General features: G+C 70.8%; 22 protein-coding genes. 10 read left to right on the forward strand and 12 right to left on the reverse strand.

The genetic code is table 11. The features are described from left to right. The first annotated feature begins 210 nt into the window (after positions 1-210). Complete coding sequence (locus tag ACFX43_RS23975; protein WP_378836407.1) at positions 211-846, forward strand: DUF4126 domain-containing protein; 636 nt, start codon at positions 211-213, stop codon at positions 844-846. Then, positions 756-2168, forward strand: a complete 1413-nt coding sequence (locus ACFX43_RS23980; RefSeq protein WP_378841105.1) for a phytoene desaturase family protein — start codon at positions 756-758, stop codon at positions 2166-2168. The genes ACFX43_RS23975 and ACFX43_RS23980 overlap by 91 nt, the downstream gene beginning before the upstream one ends. 7 nt (positions 2169-2175) lie before the next feature. On the opposite strand, the gene metF is transcribed toward ACFX43_RS23980, so the two are convergent. Further along, on the reverse strand, positions 2176-3066 hold the full coding sequence (gene metF, locus ACFX43_RS23985) for a methylenetetrahydrofolate reductase [NAD(P)H] (protein ID WP_378836411.1): 891 nt from the start codon (positions 3064-3066) through the stop codon (positions 2176-2178). Positions 3067-3100: 34 nt separating this feature from the next. Here metF and ACFX43_RS23990 point away from each other — a divergent pair, with 34 nt between their 5' ends. Next, the gene (locus ACFX43_RS23990) at positions 3101-4186 is read left to right on the forward strand and encodes a polyprenyl synthetase family protein (RefSeq protein ID WP_378836418.1); all 1086 of its coding nucleotides are present in this window, start codon (positions 3101-3103) and stop codon (positions 4184-4186) included. Positions 4187-4192: 6 nt separating this feature from the next. Here ACFX43_RS23990 and ACFX43_RS23995 read toward each other — a convergent pair whose 3' ends face one another. Then, positions 4193-4870 (reverse strand): anti-sigma factor domain-containing protein, encoded by a 678-nt coding sequence (locus tag ACFX43_RS23995; protein ID WP_378836425.1) that lies wholly within the window; start codon positions 4868-4870, stop codon positions 4193-4195. Continuing rightward, complete coding sequence (sigK, locus tag ACFX43_RS24000; RefSeq protein WP_378836428.1) at positions 4860-5462, reverse strand: ECF RNA polymerase sigma factor SigK; 603 nt, start codon at positions 5460-5462, stop codon at positions 4860-4862. The genes ACFX43_RS23995 and sigK overlap by 11 nt, the downstream gene beginning before the upstream one ends. A gap of 101 nt (positions 5463-5563) precedes the next feature. Here sigK and ACFX43_RS24005 point away from each other — a divergent pair, with 101 nt between their 5' ends. Next, positions 5564-7126 (forward strand): molybdopterin-dependent oxidoreductase, encoded by a 1563-nt coding sequence (locus ACFX43_RS24005; RefSeq protein WP_378836431.1) that lies wholly within the window; start codon positions 5564-5566, stop codon positions 7124-7126. Here ACFX43_RS24005 and ACFX43_RS24010 read toward each other — a convergent pair whose 3' ends face one another. From ACFX43_RS24010 to ACFX43_RS24020, 3 genes are read right to left on the reverse strand one after another with little or no spacing between them, the layout of a single operon-like run. Further along, a complete protein-coding gene (locus ACFX43_RS24010) occupies positions 7127-7549 on the reverse strand; it encodes a barstar family protein (RefSeq protein WP_378836434.1) in 423 nt (140 codons plus the stop codon). 5 nt (positions 7550-7554) lie between these two features. Beyond that, entirely contained in the window at positions 7555-7965 is a 411-nt protein-coding gene (locus tag ACFX43_RS24015; RefSeq protein WP_378836437.1) for a ribonuclease domain-containing protein, read from the reverse strand. Between the two features lie 33 nt (positions 7966-7998). Next, complete coding sequence (locus tag ACFX43_RS24020; protein ID WP_378836440.1) at positions 7999-8370, reverse strand: Rv2175c family DNA-binding protein; 372 nt, start codon at positions 8368-8370, stop codon at positions 7999-8001. Positions 8371-8483: 113 nt separating this feature from the next. Between ACFX43_RS24020 and pknB the strand changes: the two genes are divergently transcribed. The 5 genes from pknB to ACFX43_RS24045 all read left to right on the forward strand — a co-directional run bounded on the left by pknB (position 8484) and on the right by ACFX43_RS24045 (position 15336). Beyond that, on the forward strand, positions 8484-10619 hold the full coding sequence (gene pknB / locus ACFX43_RS24025) for a Stk1 family PASTA domain-containing Ser/Thr kinase (protein WP_378836442.1): 2136 nt from the start codon (positions 8484-8486) through the stop codon (positions 10617-10619). 2 nt (positions 10620-10621) lie between these two features. Continuing rightward, a complete protein-coding gene (locus tag ACFX43_RS24030) occupies positions 10622-11521 on the forward strand; it encodes a deoxyribonuclease IV (protein WP_378836445.1) in 900 nt (299 codons plus the stop codon). A 193-nt stretch (positions 11522-11714) separates the two neighbouring features. Further along, on the forward strand, positions 11715-12674 hold the full coding sequence (locus tag ACFX43_RS24035) for a hypothetical protein (RefSeq protein ID WP_378836448.1): 960 nt from the start codon (positions 11715-11717) through the stop codon (positions 12672-12674). 8 nt (positions 12675-12682) lie between these two features. Further along, on the forward strand, positions 12683-13150 hold the full coding sequence (locus tag ACFX43_RS24040; protein WP_378836450.1) for a GNAT family N-acetyltransferase: 468 nt from the start codon (positions 12683-12685) through the stop codon (positions 13148-13150). A 134-nt stretch (positions 13151-13284) separates the two neighbouring features. Continuing rightward, positions 13285-15336, forward strand: a complete 2052-nt coding sequence (locus ACFX43_RS24045) for a family 20 glycosylhydrolase (protein ID WP_378836454.1) — start codon at positions 13285-13287, stop codon at positions 15334-15336. A 53-nt stretch (positions 15337-15389) separates the two neighbouring features. On the opposite strand, the gene ACFX43_RS24050 is transcribed toward ACFX43_RS24045, so the two are convergent. Continuing rightward, entirely contained in the window at positions 15390-15914 is a 525-nt protein-coding gene (locus ACFX43_RS24050; RefSeq protein WP_378836458.1) for a GNAT family N-acetyltransferase, read from the reverse strand. Between the two features lie 68 nt (positions 15915-15982). Then, complete coding sequence (locus tag ACFX43_RS24055) at positions 15983-17833, reverse strand: hypothetical protein (protein ID WP_378836461.1); 1851 nt, start codon at positions 17831-17833, stop codon at positions 15983-15985. A 268-nt stretch (positions 17834-18101) separates the two neighbouring features. Here ACFX43_RS24055 and ACFX43_RS24060 point away from each other — a divergent pair, with 268 nt between their 5' ends. Then, positions 18102-18806: an SGNH/GDSL hydrolase family protein gene (locus ACFX43_RS24060; protein ID WP_378836464.1), complete on the forward strand. Its 705-nt coding sequence runs from the start codon at positions 18102-18104 to the stop codon at positions 18804-18806. Here the strand turns inward: ACFX43_RS24060 and ACFX43_RS24065 are convergent. Genes ACFX43_RS24065 through ACFX43_RS24080 form a run of 4 tightly spaced genes read right to left on the reverse strand, consistent with a single transcriptional unit; the run spans position 18803 to position 22761 of the window. Further along, positions 18803-19120, reverse strand: coding sequence for a DUF4387 domain-containing protein (locus ACFX43_RS24065; protein WP_160022180.1), 318 nt, complete (start codon positions 19118-19120; stop codon positions 18803-18805). The genes ACFX43_RS24060 and ACFX43_RS24065 overlap by 4 nt on opposite strands. Next, complete coding sequence (locus tag ACFX43_RS24070) at positions 19113-20519, reverse strand: acyclic terpene utilization AtuA family protein (protein ID WP_378836468.1); 1407 nt, start codon at positions 20517-20519, stop codon at positions 19113-19115. The genes ACFX43_RS24065 and ACFX43_RS24070 overlap by 8 nt, the downstream gene beginning before the upstream one ends. Beyond that, on the reverse strand, positions 20516-21472 hold the full coding sequence (locus ACFX43_RS24075; protein WP_378836472.1) for an NAD(P)-dependent oxidoreductase: 957 nt from the start codon (positions 21470-21472) through the stop codon (positions 20516-20518). The genes ACFX43_RS24070 and ACFX43_RS24075 overlap by 4 nt, the downstream gene beginning before the upstream one ends. Before the next feature lie 5 nt (positions 21473-21477). Further along, positions 21478-22761 carry an MFS transporter gene (locus tag ACFX43_RS24080; protein ID WP_378836475.1) on the reverse strand — a complete coding sequence of 428 codons (1284 nt, stop codon included), beginning with the start codon at positions 22759-22761 and terminating at the stop codon, positions 21478-21480. Positions 22762-22884: the final 123 nt, after the last annotated feature.

The raw sequence follows: 22884 nt of genomic DNA on the forward strand, positions 1-22884 counted from the left end.
TTGATCAGCCCATTCTGCCGCACGGGGCACAACGGAGGTAAATACGGGATCGCGTGCGCCTGGTCTCGGCCGACGCGACTCGGTCTCGACCCGCTTCGCGGCTTCGCAAGCTCAGTCGCTGCGCTCGCTCGACCTCCTCCCGTTGCGACAGCGCTCGTTCCTCGCGCGGTCGCAGGCTCGGATGTCGGTGTCGTACGCCAAGATGTCCCCATGGAATCTCTAGCGCTGACCTTCTCCAGCGGGTGGGCCAGTGGCATCAACGCCTATCTGGTCGTGCTGGTGCTCGGCGTCGTGCAGCGTACGACGGGTGCCGAGGAGATCCCTGACGTCCTCGGCACCTGGCCGGTGCTGGCGGCCGCCGGGGCGATGTTCGCGATCGAGTTCGTCGCGGACAAGGTTCCCTACGTCGACTCGACCTGGGACTCGATCTCCACGGTGATCCGGCCCACGATCGGCGCCGTGATCGGCGTCCTGCTCGCCGGTGAGGCCGACTCGCTCAACGCGGCCGTCGGTGGCGTCGTGGGCGGCACCTCGGCGTTCATGTCCCACCTGGTCAAGGCCAGCGAGCGGCTGGCGGTCAACTCCTCCCCCGAGCCGGTCTCCAACTCGGTGGTCAGCCTGGCCGAGGACGGCCTCGTCCTCGGCGTGGTCTGGTTCGCGACCGAGCATCCGCTGGCTGCCGCCGGTATCGCCGCCGTTCTGCTGGCCGCCGGACTGGTGCTGGTGTATTTCATCGTCCGCACCGTTCGCGGGGGCTGGCGCAGGCTGACCCGGCGCGGAAGACGTGGCGCCCCGCCGCCGGAGGGCCCGTCCGACGGCACGACCAAGCCCTACCCCGTCCAGTGACGCGCGTCGTCGTCCTCGGGGGTGGGTACGCCGGGATGGCCAGCGCCGCCAGGCTGGCCAAGCTCGGCCACTCGGTGACCCTTCTCGAGGCCTCCGGACAGCTCGGCGGCGCCCTGGTGCCGGTGCGTGAGGAGGGGTTCACCTGGGACGCCTCGGCGACCTCGACGCTCCTGCCCGCGGTGATGCGCGACCTGTTCCGCAAGTCCGGGCGGCCGGCCGAGCGTGAGCTGGAGCTGGTGCCGATGGACGTCATCCGCGAGCACCGGTTCGCCGACAAGACCTCGGTCTCGGTGCCCGGCGGCACCCGCGGCGCCCAGCTGGCGGCCTTCGACGAGCTGGGCCCGGGCATGGGCCAGCGGTGGACCGACTACGTCGCCAGGTTCAGCGAGGACTGGGAGGTGCTGCGCCAGCACTACTTCGAGGTGCCGTGGGAGCCCTCGGCGCTGCCCTCGGCCGTCGCGGAGCGGTTCCGTTCGCGCGAGACCCTCCACAAGCGGCTGCGCAAGACGTTCAAGGACGAGCGGCTCCGGCTGGTCGCGGCGCACCCGTTCGTCGCGGCGGGGCAGGAGCTGCGTGACGTACCTGCCTGGGCGGGGCTCACCGCCTATCTCGAGCAGCGCTTCGGCGCCTGGCGGGTCGAGGGCGGGATGGGGGTCGTGGCCGAGGTGCTCGCCGCCCGGATGGCCACCCGCCGGGTCTCGGTGCAGACCGCGACCCGCGTGGAGGACATCGTCGTACGTGACGGACGGGCGGTCGCGGTCAGCACCACCGCCGGGGAGATCGATCTCGGCGACGACGGAGCGGTCGTGGTCGCCTTCGACCCGCGCTCGCTGCCGGCCCTGCGGCCGCTGGTGGAACGTACGTTGCCGGCGATCCCGCCGATGACGTTCCACCTCGGACTCTCCTCGCTGCCCGAGCACCTCGTCGATCTTCCCGACGAGCTGGTGCTCCACGGGGACCCGACCCTGGTCGTACGCACCCGCGGGCTCGCCCCCGAGGGGCAGCACGCCTGGACGATCCACTCCCACGGCAAGCTGATGGAGGACGTCCTGCTGGCGCTGGCGCGCCACAAGATCGATCTGCGCGAGCACGTCGTGCACCGTGTCGACCTGGGCGCCGCCGAGCTCGTACGCCGCTGGCGCGGGTCGCCGCTGGGCGTGAAGTGGGCGGGACGCGGCACGGTGTTCCAGCGCCTCGGGCCGCGCACCCCGCTCCCCAACGTCTACGCCGCCGGCGCCCACGCCACCCCCGGCTCCGGGCTGCCGTTCGCCGGGCTCTCGTCCGCGCTGGTCGCGCAGTCGATCGGGCCTGCCGAGAAGTGAGCGCGGTCTAGACCGTCACGTTGAGCTTGGCGAAGATCTCCAGCGTCGCCTTGGAGCGGTTGAGGGTGTAGAAGTGCAGCCCCGGGGCGCCTCCGTCGAGGAGCTCCTGGCAGAGCTCGGCGGCCACGGCGATGCCCTCGGCACGGATGTCGGCGGGCTCGGGACCGGCGGCGCTGAGGCGCTCGACGATCTCCTCGGGGACCTCGGCGCCGATCAGCTCGCTCTGGCGCCGGATGGCGGCGAGGTTCAGGATCGGCATGATCCCGGGCAGGATCGGGATGTCGACGCCGCGGGCACGGACCCGGTCGACGAGGCCGAAGTAGTCGGCCGCACGGAAGAACATCTGGGTGACCGCGAACTCCGCGCCGGCCCTCGCCTTGGCGACCAGCACGTCGGCGTCGGCCTCGAGCGACTCAGCACTCGGGTGGCCCTCCGGGAAGGCGGCGACGCCGATGCGGAAGTCACCACGCTCCCGGGCCAGGTTCACCACGTCGATCGCGTAGTCGAGACCGCCCGGGGTCGGGGTCCACTCGGCGCGCGGCCCTTCGGCGGGGTCGCCGCGCAGCGCCATCACATGGGCGACACCCTGAGCGGCATAGGAGTCCAGGATCCCGACCACCTCGTCGCGGGTGTGGCCGACGCAGGTCAGGTGGGCGACCGGCAGCAGCTCGGTCTCCGCGGCGATCCGGCCGGTGATGGCGACCGTCTTGTCACGGGTGGAGCCTCCGGCGCCGTAGGTGACGCTCACGAAGGTGGGGCGGTAGGGCTCCAGCGCGCGCACGGCGTTCCACAGCTGCTCCTCGCCGGCCTCGTCCTTCGGCGGGAAGAACTCGAAGGAGAACGAGCGCTCGCCCTGGTTGATCAGCTCCGCCAAGGAGCGTCCACGTCCAGTCACCATCGGGCCATCGTAGTGAGTGCCCTAGGCTCGGAGAGTGAATGAAACGTGGGGCGCCGATGAATTCCGCAGTCGCGTCCAGGGGGCACTGGACACCTTCCTCGAGACGCAGTCCCAGCGGCTGGCACCGCTCGGTGACGAGGTCGAACCGCTGCTGCGCCGGGCTCGCGAGTCGATGTCCGGAGGCAAGCGGCTGCGGGCCGCGTTCTGCTACTGGGGCTTCCACGCGGTCCGCCCCTCCCCCTCGCCTGCCGAGGAGGAGTCGCTCGTCCGGGCGGCCGCCGCGCTCGAGCTGCTCCAGGCCTCGGCACTCGTTCACGACGACGTCATCGACGACTCCGACACCCGGCGCGGGGCCCCGGCAGCGCACCGCGCGTTCGAGGCCGACCACTCCGCCGCGGGCTGGCCGGGCCGGTCCCGCGCCTATGGCGACGCCGCGGCCGTGCTCCTCGGAGACCTGCTGCTGACCTGGTCGGACGAGCTGCTGCGTACCTCTGGGTTCGGGGGCTCCGAGACCTCCGTCGCCCTCTCGGTGTTCGACCACACCCGCAGCGAGGTGATCGCCGGGCAGTTCCTCGACATCACCGTCCAGGCGCGCGGCGCGGCGGACGTCGAGGCGGCGATGAAGGTGGTGCGCTACAAGGCGGCCAAGTACTCCGTCGAGCGCCCCCTCCACGTCGGCGCCGCCCTGGCCGGTGCCTCCCAGGAGCAGGTCGAGGCGCTGTCGGCCTACGGCCTTCCCGTCGGCGAGGCGTTCCAGCTCCGCGACGACCTCCTCGGCGTCTTCGGCGACCCCTCGGTCACCGGCAAGCCTGCCGGCGACGACCTGGTCGAGGGCAAGCGCACCGTCCTGGTGGCCCTCGCCCTGAAGGCCTCACCGCCCGCCGACGCCGATCTCCTGGACCGCTCCCTCGGCCAGCCGCTCACCGCGGACCAGGTCGCGGCGCTGCGTACGATCATCGCCTCCTCCGGCGCCGAGCAGCAGGTCGAGAAGACCATCACCGAGCTCGCCGACCAGGGCCTCACCGCCCTCGACGACGCCAAGTCGTCAGGCGTCCTCGACGCCAACGCCGCCGAAGTCCTCCGCGCCCTCGCCACCGCCGCCACCCAGCGCACGGTCTGACCGGCGTCAGAGGCGCTCGGCAGGCATCTGGAAGAGGACCTTCTCGGAGGGCTTGTCGGAGCCGCCCTCGGGTTCCATGGTGACCATCAGGTCGCCGTCCTCGACCGGTACGGCGACGGCCATCTCCTCGTCGAGGACACCGGCGGACTCCATGCCGGCGTCGGTGTGCCACCAGACCTGGTAGGTCATGCCGGCGGGGCGGTCGAGGTGGGCGGTGTCGACGGCGACCATGTGCATCTCGTGGGACATCGCGACCATCAGCTCGCCGTCGGAGGTCTCCTCCTTGTGCATCCGCGCATCGGGGGCCGACATCACCTCGGCGGCGGTCATCGCGGGCGGGTCGTCATCTCGTACGACCACGCCGACCGTCACGCCGACACCGATGACCAGGGCTGCGACCGCGGCGATCGCGCCCGCGAACCAACGACGACGAGCGCGGCCCGCGGCGACCACGGGCGGGAGCTGGGGAGTCTCCGAGGCCGTACGCATCACCCTCGCGCGCAACGATGCCGGAGGTGTCTCGGCGACCTCATCGGCCAGCGAAGCGGTCGCCGACCGCAGCGAGTCGACCTCCTCGCGGCAGTCGGGGCAGGCAGCCAGGTGGGCCTCGACCTCTGCGCGCTCACCGGGCTCCAGCGCGTGGAGAAGATAGGCCCCGACCAGACCGTGTACATCAGGCGCCATCGCGAACCTCCAGGCAATCACGAAGACGGATCAGCCCGTCGCGCATCCGCGACTTCACCGTCGGCAGCGGCCGGCCGAGCAGCTCGGCGACCTCGGGATAGGTGAAGCCCTGGTAATAGGCCAGCCGCACCGCCTGGGACTGCAGCGGCGTGAGGGAGTCCAGGCAACGGCGTACGCCTTCGTGCTCCGACGCCGTGACGACTGCTTCCTCCGGGCCGGCGACGTCGACCGGCTCTCGCCGGCCGACGTGCTCCTCCCGCGCCCGCGAGGCCTGCGAGGAGCGCACGGTGTCGACCGCGCGACGGTGCGCGATCGTCAGCACCCAGGTCCGGACGCTGCCGCGCGACGGGTCGAACCGGGCAGCCTGGCGCCACAGCTCGGTGAACACCTCCTGGGTCACCTCCTCCGCACGCGCGGGGTCGCGCACGACCCGCCGGGCGACGCCGAAGACCGGCGGAGCCAGCTCGTCGTAGAGGCGGCCGAAGGCATCGAGGTCGCCGCCGGCGACCGCGGCGAGCACCGCCGCGGGGTCCAGGTCGTCATCGGGGTCAAGCGACGACTCCTCGCCCACGACCCGCAGCGCTCGCCGCATGCGCACCCCTTCCGACAAATGACAGATCTCATCCCGGGTTCGCAGCCGAAGAGTGGGAGGATTGGTCCCATCCGCCCATCGATCGGCCACGAACCCACAGCATGACATCCGGCAACCTCGCCGAGCAGAAGGCCTCGGGCTCCGCTTCGGCACCACGTCTTCCCTACGGCCCCCTCGCGGGCATCGCCGCCGGCGTGCTCGGCCTCGGCGTCGCCGAGCTCATCGCAGCCCTCGCCGGTGGCGCCTCTCCCCTGCTCGCGCTGGGTGACCGGGTCATCGACCTCACCCCGCGCTGGCTCAAGGAGGCGGCGGTCGCCACCTTCGGCACCGCCGACAAGCCGATCCTGCTCGGCTGCGTCGGGCTGGTCACGCTGGCCCTGCTCGGGGTCGCCGGCGCCCTGGCCGTACGCCGCCCCGCCCTCGGCGCCGGCATGCTGCTGCTCCTCGGGGCCATCGACATCGCCGCCCTCCTGGCCGACCGGGCCGGCAACGGGACGACCGGGATCATTGCGATCGTGATCGGCCTGGTGGTCGGCATCGTGGCGCTGGTCCTCCTGACCCGACCGCTGCGCGAATCCGACGACACCAGCACCGAGGCCGAGGCGCCCGAGGGCTTCGACCGCCGCAGGTTCCTGGTCGCCGCGGCCGCCGTGACCGCGGTCGGCGCGGCCGGCGGTGTCGGCGCGAAGGTGGTCACCGGCCGCCGGCACCCCGCCACGAAGCTGCCCATCCCGGCGGCCGTCTCCCCCGCCGCGCCCCTCCCGGCGGGCGCGGAGCTCCGGATCGACGGGCTGACGCCCCACCTGACCCCAGTCGACGACTTCTACCGCATCGACATCGCCCTGCTCACCCCACGCGTCGACGTCGCCGACTACCGGCTCAAGATCCACGGCCTGGTCGACGACCCGGTCGAGCTGACCTACGAGGACCTGCTCGCGATGCCGCTCTACGAGCGCCGCGTGACGATCTGCTGCGTCTCCAACGAGGTCGGCGGCGACCTGATCGGCAACGCGACCTGGACCGGCGTACGCATCCGCGACGTCCTCAAGCGCGCCGGCGTCTCACCCGATGCCGACGCGGTCAAGTCGACCGGCGCTGACGGCATCACCATCGGTACCCCGCTCGAGGCGCTCACCGACGGCCGAGACTCGCTGCTCGCGATCGCCCAGGACGGCGAACCGCTGACCCGGGACCACGGCTTCCCGGTACGCATGGTCGTCCCCGGTCTCTACGGCTACGTCTCGGCGACCAAGTGGCTCACCGACCTCGAGGTCACCCGCTTCGCCGACTTCCGCGCCTACTGGACCGACCGCGGCTGGTCCGCCGAGGGCCCGATCAAGACCGAGTGCCGCATCGACCTGCCCGGAGACGACGTCATGCCCGGTGAACGCACCGTCGCCGGCGTCGCCTGGGCGCAGCATCGGGGTGTGAGCAAGGTCGAGGTACGCATCGACGACGGCCCCTGGCAGCCCGCCACACTGGCCGCCGAGGACAGCATCGACACCTGGCGCCAGTGGACCTACCGCTGGGACGCGACCGAGGGCGAGCACCGGATCCAGGCGCGGGCGTACGACCGCACCGGCACTCCGCAGACCGCCGACGAGGCGCCGCCCGCTCCCGACGGAGCCACGGGCTACCCCACCCGTACGGTCAACGTCGGGTGATCAGCCGAGGTCGGTCAGGTCCGTCTCCGGACCGTCCCCGCGCAGCAGCACGGTGAACGCCGGCCGGTCCTCGGAGATCTCCGCGGACCGGTCCTTCAGCACCCGCACGATCTTGTCGAAACCGGCACGATCGGCGTACGCGGCGCACCCCCACGTCTCCCACAGCAGAACCGTGGGCGCGGAGAGGTCGCGCAGCGAGTCCCAGAGCGCGTCGAGGTTGCGGCCGAAGTGGGCCGGGAAGCCGAGCGCGGCGCCGATGGCACCGAGCACCTCGTCCTTCGTCTCGGCCACGTCGGCGATCTGCGCCAGCGACCAGCCGGCGCCGGTCACCGACTCGGCGAGGTCGGCCGCGGCCAGCTCGGTGTGCCAGCGGTAGACGCCGGGATCGACCTTTCCCGCTAGAAGCCCTGCCAGTCCACTCATGCCCATCACCCCCGGTCGATCCGTGAGAACGACTCGTAGTGGTCCTCGGTGAAGTAGAACTCCCCACCCTCGCCTGTGACGATACGCCGCGCGCCCCGGTCATTGGAGCCAGGCGTCGGCACGGTGTATTCGGCGTAGTAGCCCGACGCCTCCTCCGGCAGGATCCCCTCGCGGTTGCCGAAGGTGCTGCCGTCCTTGCCCGGGTAGGGGAACGGGCCGCCGGCGTCGATCAGCTCGAGCGTCTCCACGCCCTCGGGCGGCAGGTCGGACTCCGCGATCCAGGCGAGCCCGCTCTCGGGGTCGGTGCCGGTCTTCCCGCCACCGCCCGCGCCGGAGTCACCGCCGCCTCCGCATCCGGCGACCAGCGCCATCAGGACGGCGATCAGCAGCCCAACCAGGGCGTACTTCGACCTCACGAGGTTCCTCCGAGACGTACGGAACGGGCCAGCCTAGAGTGCCATGGCCTGGGCCCGGCGCTTGACCTCCGACCCGCGGTTCTCCCGAAGCGCGTCGATCGGGCGGCCGGGAAGGTCGTCGTCGAGGAAGAGCCAGGCGATGATCTCGCGGTCGTCGTAGCGTCCGTCGTGGAGCACGTGCAACAGCCCGCTCAGACCCTTGACCGGCAGACCGTCCTGGATGAACAGGGCCGGGATGTGCTGGCCCTTCATCCCCGGAGGCACCGCCGCGGCGAGCTCGTGCTCGCGGATCATGGTGCGCACCTTCCCCACGGTCACTCCGAGCAGCGACGCGGCCGTAGCCCAGTCGATCCACTCTTCAACCAGGACACCCAGATCCTGCTCCGCCAACCGCAAGTCGCTCATAACAATCACATTACCGGCCCGGGTAGCCGGTCCGGAAAGTCGTGAGTGGGACCCGCTGGTCCGTACCATTGCCCGGTCCGGAATACTTCTCCAACCGGAGACAGGAGGATCGCGTGGCTAGTGAGGCGGACCCCCGTGACGACGTCATCGGGCGCCACGGCGGAGGCTCGGCTACCGCATCCGAACCCCTTCTGGGCAAGGTCTTGGGGATGCGTTACCGGATCGTCGAGAAGGTCGCGAAGGGTGGCATGGCGACGGTCTACGTGGCCCACGACATGCGGCTGGACCGCATCGTCGCCGTCAAGGTCATGCACCAGGACCTCGACGAGGAGGGCAACTTCGCCGAGCGGTTCGTACGCGAGGGCAGGTCTGCCGCGAAGCTCTCCCACCCCAACGTGGTCGCCGTCTACGACCAGGACGAGGACGACGGCGTCGCCTTCCTCGCGATGGAGTACATCGAGGGACACACCCTGCGCGACACCATCGCCTCACAGGCTCCGCTGGGCGCGGCGAAGGCGCTGGCCTACATCGAGCCGATCCTGAGCGCGATGACCGCGGCGCACGCGATCGGGATCGTGCACCGCGACATCAAGCCCGAGAACGTGCTCATCACCACCGGTGCCGCCTCGATCTCGCAGCGGGTCAAGGTCGCCGACTTCGGTCTGGCCCGGGTGATGAACAACAACTCCAACGACGCCACCACCGGCAACCTGGTCGGCACCGTCTCCTATCTCGCGCCCGAGCTGGTCACAGAGTCCAGGTCCGGGCCGCGGTCCGACGTCTACGCCGCCGGCGTCGTGCTCTACGAGCTGCTCACCGGCCGCAAGCCGCACAGCGGTCCCTCGCCGGTCGAGATCGCCTACAAGCACGTCCACGAGGACATCCCGCCGCCGTCGAAGGCCGCCCCCGGCATCCCCCGCTACGTCGACGCCCTGGTCGCCCGCGCGACCGCCCGTGATCCCGAGCTGCGCCCGGCCGACGCCGGCGTGCTGCTGCGCATGGTCAACCGGGTCATGGCCACCCTGTCCGCGGGCATCTTCGACGACCCCGACCTCACCGCCGACCTGGCGCTCCCCCGGCCCGGCGCACCCGAGCAGGGCGCCCACGGCGCTGGTGGCACCGACTCCCCGGCACGGACTCACGACGAGTCCGGCGCCGAGACGACCGCCGTCCTGCCCGCGCTCGGCCTGGGACCGTCCGGATCGTCAGGGCCGTCCGGTCCGCCGCCGGGTCGTCCCCCGGGTCCGCCGGGACCGCCTCCGGGCGTCGGGCTCCCCGCGGGCGCCCGGCTCTCGCTGAGCGAGCCCGAGGAGAACGTACGCATCGCCCCGACCCCCACGCAGCCGAAGCAGCGTTGGAGCGTGCCGGCGACCTGGAGGGGCCCGATCGCGATCGGCGCCGCCGTGGTGGCCGTCGCGCTGGTGGCGGGCGGCCTGTGGTGGTTCATCGACGGCCGCTACGAGCGGGTGCCCTCGGTGGCCGGCCTGAGCAAGGCCGCGGCGACCACGCAGCTGCAGGACGCCGGCTTCGAGGTCTCGGCCAACACCGAGTTCTCCGACACCGTCGAGGAGGGCGTGGTGATCGACTCCGACCCCGGCCGCGACGACAAGGCGCTGCCCGGATCGACGGTCGAGATCAGCGTGAGCAAGGGCGTCGAGGAATACTCCGTGCCCAAGGTGAAGGGCATGCTCGCCGACGACGCCCAAGACGAGATCCGCGACAAGGGCCTCGGCATCGGCGACCCGATCGAGAAGTTCAACGACAACGTCCCCGAAGGCCACGTCATCAACTCCCAGCCGCGCGCCGGCACCCTGGTGCGGCCCGGCAAGGCGATCGTGCTCGTGATCAGCAAGGGCCCGGCTCCCGTCGACATCGTCGACTGGACCGGCCGTAGCGCCGAGCGCGCCAAGAAGTCGCTGGAGGCCGACGGCCTGAAGGTCGAGATCCAGGAGGAGGAGAACCAGGAGATCCAGCCCGGCACCGTGCTCAGCCAGAGCCCCAACTCCGGCACCCTCCCCAAGGGCGAGACCGTGACCCTCGTGGTCGCCAAGGGCCCCGCCGCTGTTGCGGTTCCCAACGTCGTCGGCGCCGACAAGGCCACAGCCAGGCAGACTCTCGAGGCTGCCGGATTCAAGGTCAAGGAAGAGCCGGAGGCCGGCATCAACCTCGGCCTCGGATACGTGACCCGTCAGGAGCCGGCGAGCGGCGAGGCTCCCTACGGCTCCGAGATCACGATCTGGCTGAACTGACCTTGGCCACTTCTCGGACCTCCCTTCGCAATCCGATCGGCACCCACGTACAGGTCGGCAAGGGTCTCGTCGCCGGTGCCCTCGCCAACACCGACGCGGTCGGCGGCGAGACCATGCAGATCTTCGTCGGCAACCCACGCGGCTGGGCGCTCTCGGCCGGGAAACCCGCCGAGGACAAGGCGTTCCGGGCGGAGATCGAACGGCGCGGCATGCGTGCCTTCGTCCACGCCCCCTACCTGGTCAACCTGGGCTCGCCGACCCCGGCCACCTACGAGAAGTCGGCCGCCCTGGTCGCCCACAACCTCCGCCGCGCCGCCGACATCGGCGCCGAAGGGGTCGTCATCCACACCGGCTCCTTCGTCTCCCCCGACGGGGACTCGACCGAGAAGCACGCCGTCGCGATGAAGCAGGTACGCGAGGCGCTGCTGCCGGTGCTCGACGAGATCTCCGCCGAGGACGCGCCCTGGCTCCTGCTGGAGCCGACCGCCGGCCAGGGACGCTCGCTGTGCGCGGGCGTCGAGGACCTGCCGGCATACCTGGAGGCCATCGACTTCCACCCCAAGGCCGGGATCTGCCTGGACACCTGCCATGTCTTCGCCGCCGGCGCCCCGCTGGACGAGCCCGGTGGAGCGACCGCGTGCGTCGACCGGATCGTCGAGATCGGCGGCCCCGGACGGCTCCGGCTGATCCACGCCAACGACTCCAAGGACGTACGCGGCAAGCACCTCGACCGCCACGAGCAGATCGGCCGCGGCCACATCGGCACGACGGCCTTCGAGGAGCTCTTCGCGCATCCGGCGACCGACGGAGTCCCCTTCATCCTGGAGACTCCCGGCTCTCGCGACGCGGACAACCCCGATATCCCGCTGCTCCGCGATCTGCGGGCATCGGCCCAAGGTTAAGGCGGGTGACCTAGGCTTGGGAACGCACGGGAGTGATCTTCGACGCCATGGGGGTGGCATGACCAGCTGCGCACAGTGTGGACACCGGCTGTCCGATGAGCCGGCGTGCCCGATGTGTGGTCTAGAGGTCGCCACGGAGCCCGACCGAGCAGCCGAGGCTGACTCCATCGATGTAGAGGAAAGGACGCCGCCCGTGTCCGCTGCTGAAGCAAAGCCCGAAGCCATCCAGTCTGCTGCGAACGACGATGTCACGCCCGATGAGCTCGACGAGCCCAACGAGGCGACCGTGATCCGCAAGCCCGTCTCCTCGACCGCCCCGGAGGCCGTCGAGGTCGAGCCCGACGCGGCGCAGACCTCCCTGAGCCTGCCTCGGATCAGCGCCTACGGCGACGACAACGTGCCGGGTCCGGCATCGTCGGCCGCCAACGACGAGCCCACCGAGCGCACCTCGAGGCGCCAGGCGCCGTCCGTCGAGGAGAAGCTCGACACCGACGACGAGCCCGACGGGACCACCGCGGTCCGCCCGGCGTACGCACCGCCGACCGTCCCGCCGCCGACCACTCCCCCGCCGGCCCACGAGCCGGCCGCCGCGGAGCAGGCCGTGATCCCCGAGCCCGAGCCGTCGCCCTTCCCGGAGCCGACGCCGGTCCCGGAGCCCGAGCCCGTCCCCGACCCGGAGCCCGTTCCCGACCCGACCCCGGAGCCTGGTCCCCTTCCCGGGCCCGAGCCCGTCCCCGGGCCCGAGCCGGTCTCCGAGGCCACGGTCGAGGCGGCGTACCAGCCCTTCGTCCAGCCCTCCGGGATGCTCGTCCAGGAGTCGCGCAACGGGCAGGCCCGCCACTGGGCCCCGCCTCAGGAGCAGGAGACTGCGGCCGAGATCTACGAGACCGAGCCCGCCTACGCGACCGGCTACGCGGAGGATGCCTACGCAGGCGAGGAGGCCGGCGACTGGCAGACCGGCTACGGCTACGTCGCCGAGCAGGAGCCGATCGAACAGGACTTCGGCGACTACGGCGCCCAGCAGGAGTACGTCTCCTCGCTGATGGCCACCGAGGCCGAGGACAACCCCTCGACCTGGATCGTGCTGCTGTGGGTGGGCGCGATCTTCATGATCGTGATGCTTGTGCTCGGCATCTGGCTGATGACGCTGTAGCCGCCTAGATGCCGAGAATCATCGTCGCCGAGATCAGCAGCGACGAGCAGCGCGCCCTTGCGCTCGACGTCTGGCGGGCGGCCAACGCCGCCCGCCGCCGCACCGCCACCGAGGCACGCATCCGCCGGGTCCGCGAGAAGCTGGACTCCGCCGAGCTGGCGCTGCTCGCCCACTACGGCACCCGTCCGGCGGGGATGCTGGTGGCCGAGACCTACCTCGTCGACGGCGTACCGCTTCCCGGCTACGGCCACATCTCGATGGTCTTCGTCGACCCCGCCGTCTGGGGCTCCCACGTCGGCACCGAGATGATCCGCGACCTCCAGTCACGCGACTGGGAGGGCCTCAGCGTCTGGACCCGCACCGACAACCGGCGCGCCCAGCGGCTTTACGAGCGCACCGGATTCACCGACACCAGCAACCGCAGCATCCTCCACGACGGCGACGAGATCATGCAGCTCGCCTGGGCGAGGGGCTGAGCGCCGGGCGAGAATTAATTTGTTGAGCGAATTTACGAAAACCCTGTCGGGTGCGCGAGCGCGTCACTACGCTCGCCGGGAGCAGCACAACTTCTTGATACTCGCCGCGTCGCCGCGGCAGAGAGGAATGTTGAATGTCTCGCTCGATACTCGCCGCAGCCGCCGCTCTGACCCTCGCCGGCTGCCTGGTCACCATGGCGGCCCCGTCGGCCACCGCATCCACCGCCACCCCCACCTCCGCTCCCGACACCCCCGTCCCGGGCCTGGTCCCGCTCCCGGTGCAGGTCACCGAGCAGTCCGGCCCCGACTTCGTCCTCACCCCCGGCGCGCGCATCGTCGCCCGCGGTGAAGCCGCGGCGGTCGGGCGCCTGCTCGCCACCACGCTCCGCACGTCGACGGGCTACGCCCTGCCGGTCGTCTCCGCACACCCGAAGCCCACCGATCTGCAGCTGGTCATCGACCCCGGCGCCGACTACGGCCAGGTGGCGGGCAACCCCGAGGCGTACGCCCTCTCCTCCGGCCGCTCGGGTCTGCGGATCAGCGGGGCGACCCGGCACGGGCTCTTCAACGGCACCCAGACGCTGCGCCAGCTGCTCCCGGCCTTCGCCGGTTCGCCAGTACGCGTGCACCAGACGTGGAGCGTACCGGCCGTGAAGGTCCTCGACGCGCCGCGGTTCGGCTACCGCGGGATCATGGTCGACGTCGCCCGGTCGTTCCAGACCGTCGACGAGGTCAAGCAGATCATCGACGCCGCCGCCTCCGCCAAGCTGTCGGTGCTGCACATCCACCTGGCCGATGACCAGGGCTGGCGCATCCAGATCACCAACGACGGGCGCGCGGCCGGCGACGACATCGACTACACGGCGCTGACGCGAGAGTCGGGCGGCACGGCGGTCACCTCCAACGCCTACCAGGCCCTGGACGGCCACACCGGCTACTACACCCAGGCCCAGTACCGCGACCTGGTCGCCTACGCCGCCGAGCGCGAGATCGACATGGTCCCCGAGGTCGACATCCCGGGCCACACGAACGCGGCGCTGCACGCGATCCCGCAGCTCAACACCGCGGGCTCGAGCCACACCGGCACCGCCGCGGAGCCGGCGGCGCCGGTCAACAGCACGATCGACGTCGGCTACTCCTATCTCGACCCGTACGCCGAGGTCAGCTACACCTTCGTCCAGCACGTCTTCGCGCAGCTGGCCGAGATGACCCCCGGCGACTACCTGCACATCGGTGGCGACGAGTCGCACGCCATGACCGCCCGCTACGGGCATCAGGGCTACGTCGACTTCGCGAAGCGGGCCGTGGACATCGTGCACGACCTCGGGAAGAAGACGCTGGGCTGGAACGAGTACTCGGAGACGACCCTCACTCCCGGCGACGGGGTGCAGTACTGGGCCGGCTCGACCGACTTCGCCAAGCGCGCCGTCACCGAGGACGGCGCCAAACTGCTGGTCTCACCGGGCAACAAGTCGTATCTCGACATGAAGTACAACCCCAAGACGCCGATCGGGCTGTCCTGGGCGTGCTCGGGCTCGTGCGACTTCCCGGACTACTACGCCTGGAGCCCCCAGAACGTCATCCCCGGGGTCGGTGACGCCGACATCCTGGGCACCGAGGCGCCGCTGTGGTCGGAGACCGTCCGTGGCGTGAGCAACGCGGAGTTCATGATGTTCCCGCGCGCCCTCGCGCACGGGGAGGTCGGCTGGACCCAGGAGTCGCTGCGCGACGGGGCCGACTTCGCCCGCCGGGTCGCGGACGTCGGCACCCGGCTCAACACCGCCGGCACCAACTTCTACGACGGCCGTCACGCCGCCTGGTCCACCGCCGTGACCGGCACCGATGCGGTCGTACGCCACGGCTCCTCGGCGACCATCGCGGCAGGTCTGCTCGCCGCACCGGGCACGAAGACGGACGGGTCCACGGTCGCCGTCGACGCGGTCGACGACGCCGACGGCCTCGGCGGCACCGCGCTCACGGGCGCGCTCGGTGCGACGGTCCGCTTCGGTGACGGCACCGCCGGCGTGCCCGCGACCTTCACCACGACCACCCCGCGCGACGGGCTCCACGCCGCCGGCGTCTACCGGATCAGCGCGTCGCACCGCTACGCGCGCCCGGGTACCTATCACGGCACGGTGACGACCTCGGACGGTCGCACGGCCACGTTCACGGTCAGGGTCCGCTGATCGATCCCCTCAGTCGGCGCGTCCTTCCCCGCAGGACNCGGAGCAGAAGGGTCTCAACAAGCTCGACCAGAGCCCACAGAGAACGAGATCCACGTATCCACCACCCCACCAGCCCCGACGGTCTCAGACCAAGACCGATCACAACCAGCCGTGACCCGCGACCAGAACCCAGCAGCCGCACGATTCTGCTCCTGATAGGCAACAGCCCACTCCCCCTGCGCGTCAGAGAGAACAGCCCGAGCGAACTGGAGCCCAATCCCACCCCGACGAGCCCCAGCGACGACAAAGAAGCTGTTCAAGACGCGTACAGGCTGGTCGGCATCCCGAACCAGAGCGAACCCGATGGGATGCACATCGGCGGTGAGGATCCAGGCGTACCAACCACGGTCGGAGCGAAGAGCGGCGTCGAGCCACTCGGAGCGAAAGGTGCCGTCGGCGAACGGAAGGGTGGAACTGAAGCCCGACATGTCGTGCCGGAAGAGCAGCCAGAGGTGGCGGAGGGCGAGATGGTCCTCGGCCCGGGCGAGCCGGGCGGTGAGGGGGCGAGGAAGGTCGAGGGCGGTGTGAAAGATCGTCATACACGAAAGCCTCGGAGCGCGGTGCACTCCGAGGCTTTCGGTCATTCTCTCATGCCATCCGGCGAAGATCAGGCGATGTGGAAGTCGCTCACGTTGACGTCGACGGCCTCGACGTCGATGTCGAAGTAGTCCTCGACGGCCTCGATGACCTGGGTGCGGATGGTGACGGCGTTGGCCTTGACCGGGGTGCCGTACTCGATCACGTAGGACACCGTGATGTTGGCGACGTCGTCGGCGATGTCGACCACGGTGCCCTCGTCGTCGATGGCGTGTACGCCCTCGACCTTGGCCACGATGTGGTGGACCAGGCGCTCGACGAGACCCTCGCTCACCGTCGACTTCCCGCGCTCCTCGCGGGCGGCACGGGCGGCGCGGAGCACACCGGTCAGGGTCGAGTCGGGGGTCGGCTCCGGCTCGACGACCGGCTCCGGCGCGAAGCCGGGCGCGGGGGTCTCGGACACGATCTCCTCGACCGCGGCGGGCTCCTCGACCGACTCGGCCTCCTCGGTCACGGTGTCGGTGACCTCATCGGCGGGCGCCTCGGTGGCGTCCTCGGTCAGCGCCTCGTCGACGACCGCCCCAGTGTCCTCGGCCTCGACCTCGGCCTCCTCGGATGCCTCCTCGACGACGTCGGTCGGCTCGACGGCCGCCTCGACCTCCTCGGTCACCTCGGCAGGCTCGTCAACAGCCTCCTCAGCAGCCTCGGCGGTCGCGTCGGTGTCCTCAGCCTCGACCTCGGTCGCCTCGTCGGTCTCGGGAGCCAGGACGACGTCCTCGGTCTCCACCGGCGCCTCCTCGGCAGCGACCTCGTCGACAGCGACCTCCTCGACAGCGATCTCCTCGGCCGGCGCCTCATCCTCGACGACATCGACGATCTCCTCGTCGCCCTCGACCGACTCGGTCACGTCAGCAGCCTCGTCGACAACCTCGTCGGCCGGCTCGGCGGCGACCTCCACCGACTCGGCCAGGTCGGCCGACTCGAACGTCTCCTCTGCCTCGACATCGGTCAGCTCGTCCTCCGCCTCACCGACGGTCTCCTCGGTCGCCTCGGCCTCGGGCTCGACCGATCCGGTCGCGTCGGACGACTCGAAGGACTCGATGACCTCGACCTCGGACGTCTCACCCTCGTCCGCGGTCACCACGACGTCCTCGACCTCGGTCGGCTCCTCGACGGCGACCTCCTCGGCGAGCGCCTCACCCTCCGGCTCGACGACGGTCTCCTCGGCCTCGTCGGGCTCGATCACGTCAGCGGGCACGAAGGTGTCCTCAGTGTCGACCTCGACCTCGGTCGTCTCGACGACGTCCTCGGTCGCATCCTCGACGACAGCGTCCTCGGCGACGCCCTCAGCCGCGGCGTCCGTCACCTCGGCGTCAGCCGCGTCGACAGCGGCCTCGGTCTCGACCGGCGCCTCGGCGACAACGCCCTCCTCGACAACGGCCTCCTCGACCTCCTCGGTGGCCTCGGCGACGGGGGCTTCGGCGTCGACGCCCTCGAGCGGCGCCTCGTACGTGCCCTCGGTCTCGACCGCCTCGGCCGGAACCTCGTCGACAGGAGCCTCGACGGGCTCGGTCTCGGCGACCTCACCCACGATGTCGCTGCCCACCTCGACCTCCTCTACGGCGAGCTCGGCCACCTCGGCGGCCGGAGCCTCCTCGGTGTCGGTGACGACGTGCTCGGGGTCGGAGAGCGGGTCGAGGATGGGGGCCTCGGCGAGGGGCTCGATGACGTTCTCGACGGCGGGCTCGACGGCCGGCTCAGCGACCGGCGGTGCAGGGGGCGCGGTGACGTACGCACTGGCCTCGGGGGCGGCCAGGCTCTCGCCATAGCCGGGGGCGGAGACGTCGATCGACTCCCCCTCCCCGACCTTCGGCTGCTCGTTCTTGTGACGGTTGAAGATGCCGCTGATGAAGTCGGACATGGCTTCGCATTCCTTCGAGTGAGGGGAGGGTTTTGGTCGAGCGCTCACAACTGGGCGTGATGCTAGGGCTGGCACGCAGTGAGTCGGGTCACGTGTCTTTGATTCCCTTGTCTTGTACCCCAACGGTGACCGGGATGAGGAGTGCCTGTGTCAAACCTTCCGGGGACATTCGCCCACCGTTCAGCCAACGTCGGAGACCCACCGGAGCACGCGCTGTAGAACGACGGAAGAGCACGTACGTCACGACAGAACCGCTCGGGGAGGGACGATGAATCCACTGCTGCTCCCACTGGTCGCCGCACAGGCCTTGTACGTCAATCGGACCATCGGAAAGGAGCCTCGTCCGGAGGGCCCGACGAAGGGTTTCGTGACGGCGCCGGAGGCCGCGGACGGATCCATTCCGCTGCGCCTGCTGGTGATCGGCGACTCGTCCGCGTCGGGGCGCGGCGCACCCACCCACGACCTCGCCTTCGCCGGGTCGATGGCGCGCGCGATCGCGAAGCGGACCGAGCGTCCGGTCGAGTGGCGGGCGCTCGGGAAGTACGGCGCGACCAGCGAACGGATCCGGCACGGCATCCTCACCAAGGTCACCGGCGAGTGGGACCTCGCCGTGCTCCTGGTGGGCGTCAACGACATCCTCGCGCGCCGCTCGGTCGAGGCCTGGACACGCGATCTGACCGCGATCGTCGAGACCCTCCAGGAGCACGCCGCACACACCGTCCTCCCCGGGATCCCGGAGTTCGGCGCCTTCCCCTCACTCCCCCGCACGCTGCGGCGCTACCTCGCCGAACGCGGGACGGCGCTCGACGTGGCAGCGCGGCTGGTCTGCGCCGAACGTACCTCGGTGCAGTGGGTCAGCTCCGCCGACCTCGGTCCCGCGGAGCCGTCCTTCTTCGCCGCCGACGGATTCCACGCCTCGCCGGCGGGCTATGAGCGCTGGGCGCAGGCGATCTGCGACCACCTCGATCTCTAGCCGGGCACCACCAGCTGCGCGAGCGGTACATGGTGCTGGCCCGCGTGGGTGTCGCGGTCGCGCAGCGAGCCCTGCGAGACCGGGCGCGGGTAGGAGATCTTGACGACGTTGAGCGACGGGATCCGGAAGATCTGGACCGACCCAGGATCGACCCGGTAGAGACCGGCGACGACGTCCTCGTCGAGGAAGGTCTCGTCGGCCGCGATCCGGTAGCCCTCGGCGTCGCGCATGAACAGCTCCATCGTGATCCAGAACGGTCCGGCGTTCTTGGAGCGGACCTCGGTCGCGAGGTCTCCCAGGGTGGTCTCAGGCATCGTGCTTCTCTCCGATCTCGGTGCTGAACTCGGTGCTGAACTCGGTGCGGAACATCGCGGTCGGGGTGAGGCTGTCGACGGCGTGGTTGAGCACGAACTCGTACGCAGCGCCTCGCTCGACCTCGGCCGGCGACCCAGGGAATGCCAGGCTGGGCAGGTAGTCCATGTCCTGGGCCGGCAGGTGCAGCATCAACGGGTTGGCGACCTTGGCGACCGCAGTGGCCAGGTCCTGGCCGGCAGCCCGGACGAGCAGCATCACCCCGACCTCGCGCGGCGGCTCGATGGACGGGTCGAGATCGCCGAGGACCGCGTTGTAGCCGTAGAGACGCAGGTCGTAGTCGTAGTCCTCCCGGGTCAGGCCGAGGGTCTGCTCGACCCGCTGGGTGAACACGACATGCATCAGCGAGGCCCAGCCCTCGATGTCCTTCAGGATCAGCGGGTCTCGGATCGCGGAGAACGACATCGTCTCGTAGCCGGTGATCCGGGCGCCCTCGAGCTTGATCGTGTGCTGCTCCGCGTGATGGAACCGCGAGCCCTCGACCCGCACCCGCCGCTCGTCGAGCGCGGTGTAGACGGCGTCGCGTACGTCCAGCGTGCCGTCCGGCTCCCGCATCAGATACGGGTTCGCCGTCTCGTACAGCATGTGGGCGGCCACCGAGATCGGCGTGCACGCCGCGCTCTCGTCGAGCGGCTCGATGGTGAACCCGGTCCGGTCGATGGTCGCGAAGACCCCGCCCATCCGCGGGTTGGTCGTGCACTGACCACCGCACTCGACGATCTTGGCCGCGTGCCAGGTCGGCCCGGCGGGCATCCCCTTCAGCAAGGCGTACGCAGCCGCGTTGGCCGTGTCGGTCGCCCGCCCGGCCAGGACCACCTGAGCCCCGGCCGAGAGAGCCTCGGCGATCGGCTCGTGGCCCATCATGGCGACGATGTGGGTGCAGTCCTCGAGGGTCGCGCCGTCGAGGTCGCCCAGCGGCGGAAGCGGATGGATCCGGCCGGCCTCGAGCGGCTCCTTGAGGTCGGCGGCGCGCTGCTCGCTGTAGATCCGGGCGACCTTCATCGACAGGCCCTCCTCGGCGAGCAGGCCGGCGACGATCCCGGCGACCCAGTCGACGCCGTCGTCGGTGCCGCTGGTGCCGCAGGAGCCGACGATGAGCGGGATCCCGGCCCCGGCCGCCGCTCGGAGCAGGAGTCGCAGGTCGCGGGCGACCGCGGCGGCCGTGGTCTTCGGCTTCGAGGCACCCAGGTAGTAGGGACCGGAGTCGGTGGAGCCGCCGTCGACGGCGATCACGTCCGCTCCCAGCGCGATCCCACGGGTGATCGTCTCCTCCGGGAACCCGGCGCCGAGCATTCCGCTGGGCACCAAGATGCTGACGGAGTCAGCGTTGTCGCTGGTCATCTGTTGTCTCTCTCCTCGATCAGGTGGGCATTGACAGCATGTTTCGGGCGGCCGGCGAGCGCGTCGAGGAGCTCGCGGGCTCCCTCGAGGCCGGCGGCCCGGCGGGCCTGGGCGGTCTGCCCGGCCAGGTGGGAGTGGACGACGATGCCTGACACCCCGCGCAGCGGGCTCTCGGCCGGCAGCGGTTCCTCGGCAACCACGTCGAGCGCGGCTCCGGCGATCCGGCCCTCGCGTACGGCGGCAACGAGCGCGTCCTCGTCGACGATCGCGCCACGGGCGGTGTTCACGAGCACCGCACCCGGCTTCATCAGCGCGAGCGCGGCGGCGTCGAGCATCCCCCTCGTCCGCGGGGTGAGCGCGGTGTGGACCGAGACGAAGTCGGCTCCCGCCAGGAGCTCGGGCAGCTCCACGAACCGGACCTCCGGGTCGGTCCGCTCGGCCTCGGCGACACCGGTGGCGCACAGCACGCTCATCCCGAACGCCCGGGCCAGCGGCGCGACCGCACGGGCGGCAGCGCCGTAGCCGATCAGTCCCAGGGTGGAGCCGCGCAGCTCGCGGCCGTCCTCGCGTGGCCAGCCGCCGGCCGCGACACCGGTCGCACTCTCGAGCAGCCGGCGGGAGGAGGTGAGGAGCAGTCCCATGGTGTACTCGGCGACCGCGTTGGCGTTGATCCCGGGCAGGTTGCTGACCGTGATCCCGGCACGCGCGGCCGCTTCGACATCGATCGCGTCGTAGCCGACCCCGGTGCGTACGACGGCCCTCAGACGGTCCGCGGACGCGACCACCTCGGCGGTGAGCGGGTCGTGACCGACCAGGGCGCCCTCCACCCCGGCGAGGTCGGCGATCAGATCTACGGAAGACCGGTAGCGGGTCTCGTGGCCCCGGGAGCGGAGGAGGTCGTCGACCTCGTCGCCGGGCCGCAGGTAGTCGGTGGTGATCAGGATCCGGGCCATCGCACTCACACCGCCCGCTCGACGTCGCCGCGCCGCTGGAGCCGGTCGATCCGCACCACGATCACGACCGCGACCGCCGCGACGACCGCGATGTCGAGCAGCATCGTCTGCCAGCCCAGGATGTCGACGGCCCCGCCGATCAGGGCCGGACCGAGGAAGGCACCGCTCTGCCATCCCACGGCGTAGAGCGCTGCGTACGTCCCGAAGACCCGCGCAGACGGCGCCAGGTTCCACAGCACGACGACGGCGTTGACCAGGAAGGCCGAGGCACCCGCGGCGCCGATGCAGAACGCCACCACGGTGCCGGTCGGGGTCTGCACCAGGGTGCCCAGAAGCATGGCGGCCGCGAAGATCGCCATGCCGGCGATCATCGTGCGCAGCCGGCCGAAGCGCTCGGCGAACAGCGCGGTCGGGTAGGCCGCGAGCAGGAACGCGACGCCGCTCGGCAGCGTGATCCCGCCGGCGTCGCCGCGCGAGAGCCCGAGGGTCTCCATGCCGTAGGGCGTGACCAGCGCGCGCGATCCGGCCCAGGCACTGCCGAAGACGAGGATCGCCACGATCAGCAGCAGCCGGCTGCGGTCGGTGTCGCGCACGATCTCCCAGATGGTGTCGCGGATGCGCGCCTGCCCGACCGCCGTCGACTCCTCGGCGGCGTCCTCGGCCACTGCCGCCTGGTAGCCGGGCGAGGAGCTGTCGCGGATCGAGAGGCACAGCACGGTGACCGAGACGAGGGTGATCAGCGCGATCACCGCGAAGGCGAGGGCCGGGTGTTCGTCGACCAGCAGGATGCTGACCAGCGCCGCGACGATCACGGTGAGGCTGGAGGCGATCTTGACCGCGGCGTTGGCACGGCTGCGGCGCTCGGGGGCGACGAAGTCGGGCACCAGCGCCTCACCGATCGGCTTGAACGAGTTCGAGACCAGCGCGAACGCGACGATGACGACGATCAGCAGCAACAGCGAGTCCGCGGTGTGCGGCAGGGTCACGAACAGCAGCGCCGCGAGCGGCATCCCGACGGCGAGGTAGGGCATCCGCCGGCCCCAGCGGGTGCGGGTCCGGTCGGACCGGTTGGCCATCCACGGCTGGATGAAGATGCCGAGCAGGTTGTCCATGCCCATGATGAAGCCGACAAGGGCGGCGCTGGCGAGGTGGTCGCGCAGCAGCGGCGGCACCTGGCTGTCGTAGAAGTTCCACATCGACTCCTGCGCGAAGACCGCCAGCGCGACGAGGAGGGTGATCCGGCGCGGCCCGAGCTGCCGTGGTGGTGCGGTGGGGATGGTGGTGCTCACGAGACGGACCTCCGTGATCTCTGCATGGTCCCGGCGTGGACCCTGCGGGCTGTGGCGGCGCTCACAGTAGTTTTGCTACAGCAAAACAGTCAAGAGGTGGCACTCCTGGAAAAGTGGCCTAGG

The sequence above is a fragment of the Nocardioides sp. YIM B13467 genome (assembly GCF_042788075.1).
Classification (GTDB): Bacteria; Actinomycetota; Actinomycetes; order Propionibacteriales; family Nocardioidaceae; genus Nocardioides.

What these genes read in the sequence shown, in the direction of transcription:
- ACFX43_RS23975 (WP_378836407.1), top strand. Translation starts at nt 211, where the DNA reads ATGGAATCTCTAGCGCTGACCTTCTCCAGCGGGTGGGCCAGTGGCATC.
- metF (WP_378836411.1), bottom strand. Translation starts at nt 3,066, where the DNA reads ATGGTGACTGGACGTGGACGCTCCTTGGCGGAGCTGATCAACCAGGGC.
- ACFX43_RS23995 (WP_378836425.1), bottom strand. Translation starts at nt 4,870, where the DNA reads ATGGCGCCTGATGTACACGGTCTGGTCGGGGCCTATCTTCTCCACGCG.
- sigK (WP_378836428.1), bottom strand. Translation starts at nt 5,462, where the DNA reads ATGCGGCGAGCGCTGCGGGTCGTGGGCGAGGAGTCGTCGCTTGACCCC.
- ACFX43_RS24005 (WP_378836431.1), top strand. Translation starts at nt 5,564, where the DNA reads ATGACATCCGGCAACCTCGCCGAGCAGAAGGCCTCGGGCTCCGCTTCG.
- ACFX43_RS24010 (WP_378836434.1), bottom strand. Translation starts at nt 7,549, where the DNA reads ATGAGTGGACTGGCAGGGCTTCTAGCGGGAAAGGTCGATCCCGGCGTC.
- ACFX43_RS24020 (WP_378836440.1), bottom strand. Translation starts at nt 8,370, where the DNA reads ATGAGCGACTTGCGGTTGGCGGAGCAGGATCTGGGTGTCCTGGTTGAA.
- ACFX43_RS24040 (WP_378836450.1), top strand. Translation starts at nt 12,683, where the DNA reads ATGCCGAGAATCATCGTCGCCGAGATCAGCAGCGACGAGCAGCGCGCC.
- ACFX43_RS24045 (WP_378836454.1), top strand. Translation starts at nt 13,285, where the DNA reads ATGTCTCGCTCGATACTCGCCGCAGCCGCCGCTCTGACCCTCGCCGGC.
- ACFX43_RS24050 (WP_378836458.1), bottom strand. Translation starts at nt 15,914, where the DNA reads ATGACGATCTTTCACACCGCCCTCGACCTTCCTCGCCCCCTCACCGCC.
- ACFX43_RS24055 (WP_378836461.1), bottom strand. Translation starts at nt 17,833, where the DNA reads ATGTCCGACTTCATCAGCGGCATCTTCAACCGTCACAAGAACGAGCAG.
- ACFX43_RS24060 (WP_378836464.1), top strand. Translation starts at nt 18,102, where the DNA reads ATGAATCCACTGCTGCTCCCACTGGTCGCCGCACAGGCCTTGTACGTC.
- ACFX43_RS24065 (WP_160022180.1), bottom strand. Translation starts at nt 19,120, where the DNA reads ATGCCTGAGACCACCCTGGGAGACCTCGCGACCGAGGTCCGCTCCAAG.
- ACFX43_RS24070 (WP_378836468.1), bottom strand. Translation starts at nt 20,519, where the DNA reads ATGACCAGCGACAACGCTGACTCCGTCAGCATCTTGGTGCCCAGCGGA.
- ACFX43_RS24075 (WP_378836472.1), bottom strand. Translation starts at nt 21,472, where the DNA reads ATGGCCCGGATCCTGATCACCACCGACTACCTGCGGCCCGGCGACGAG.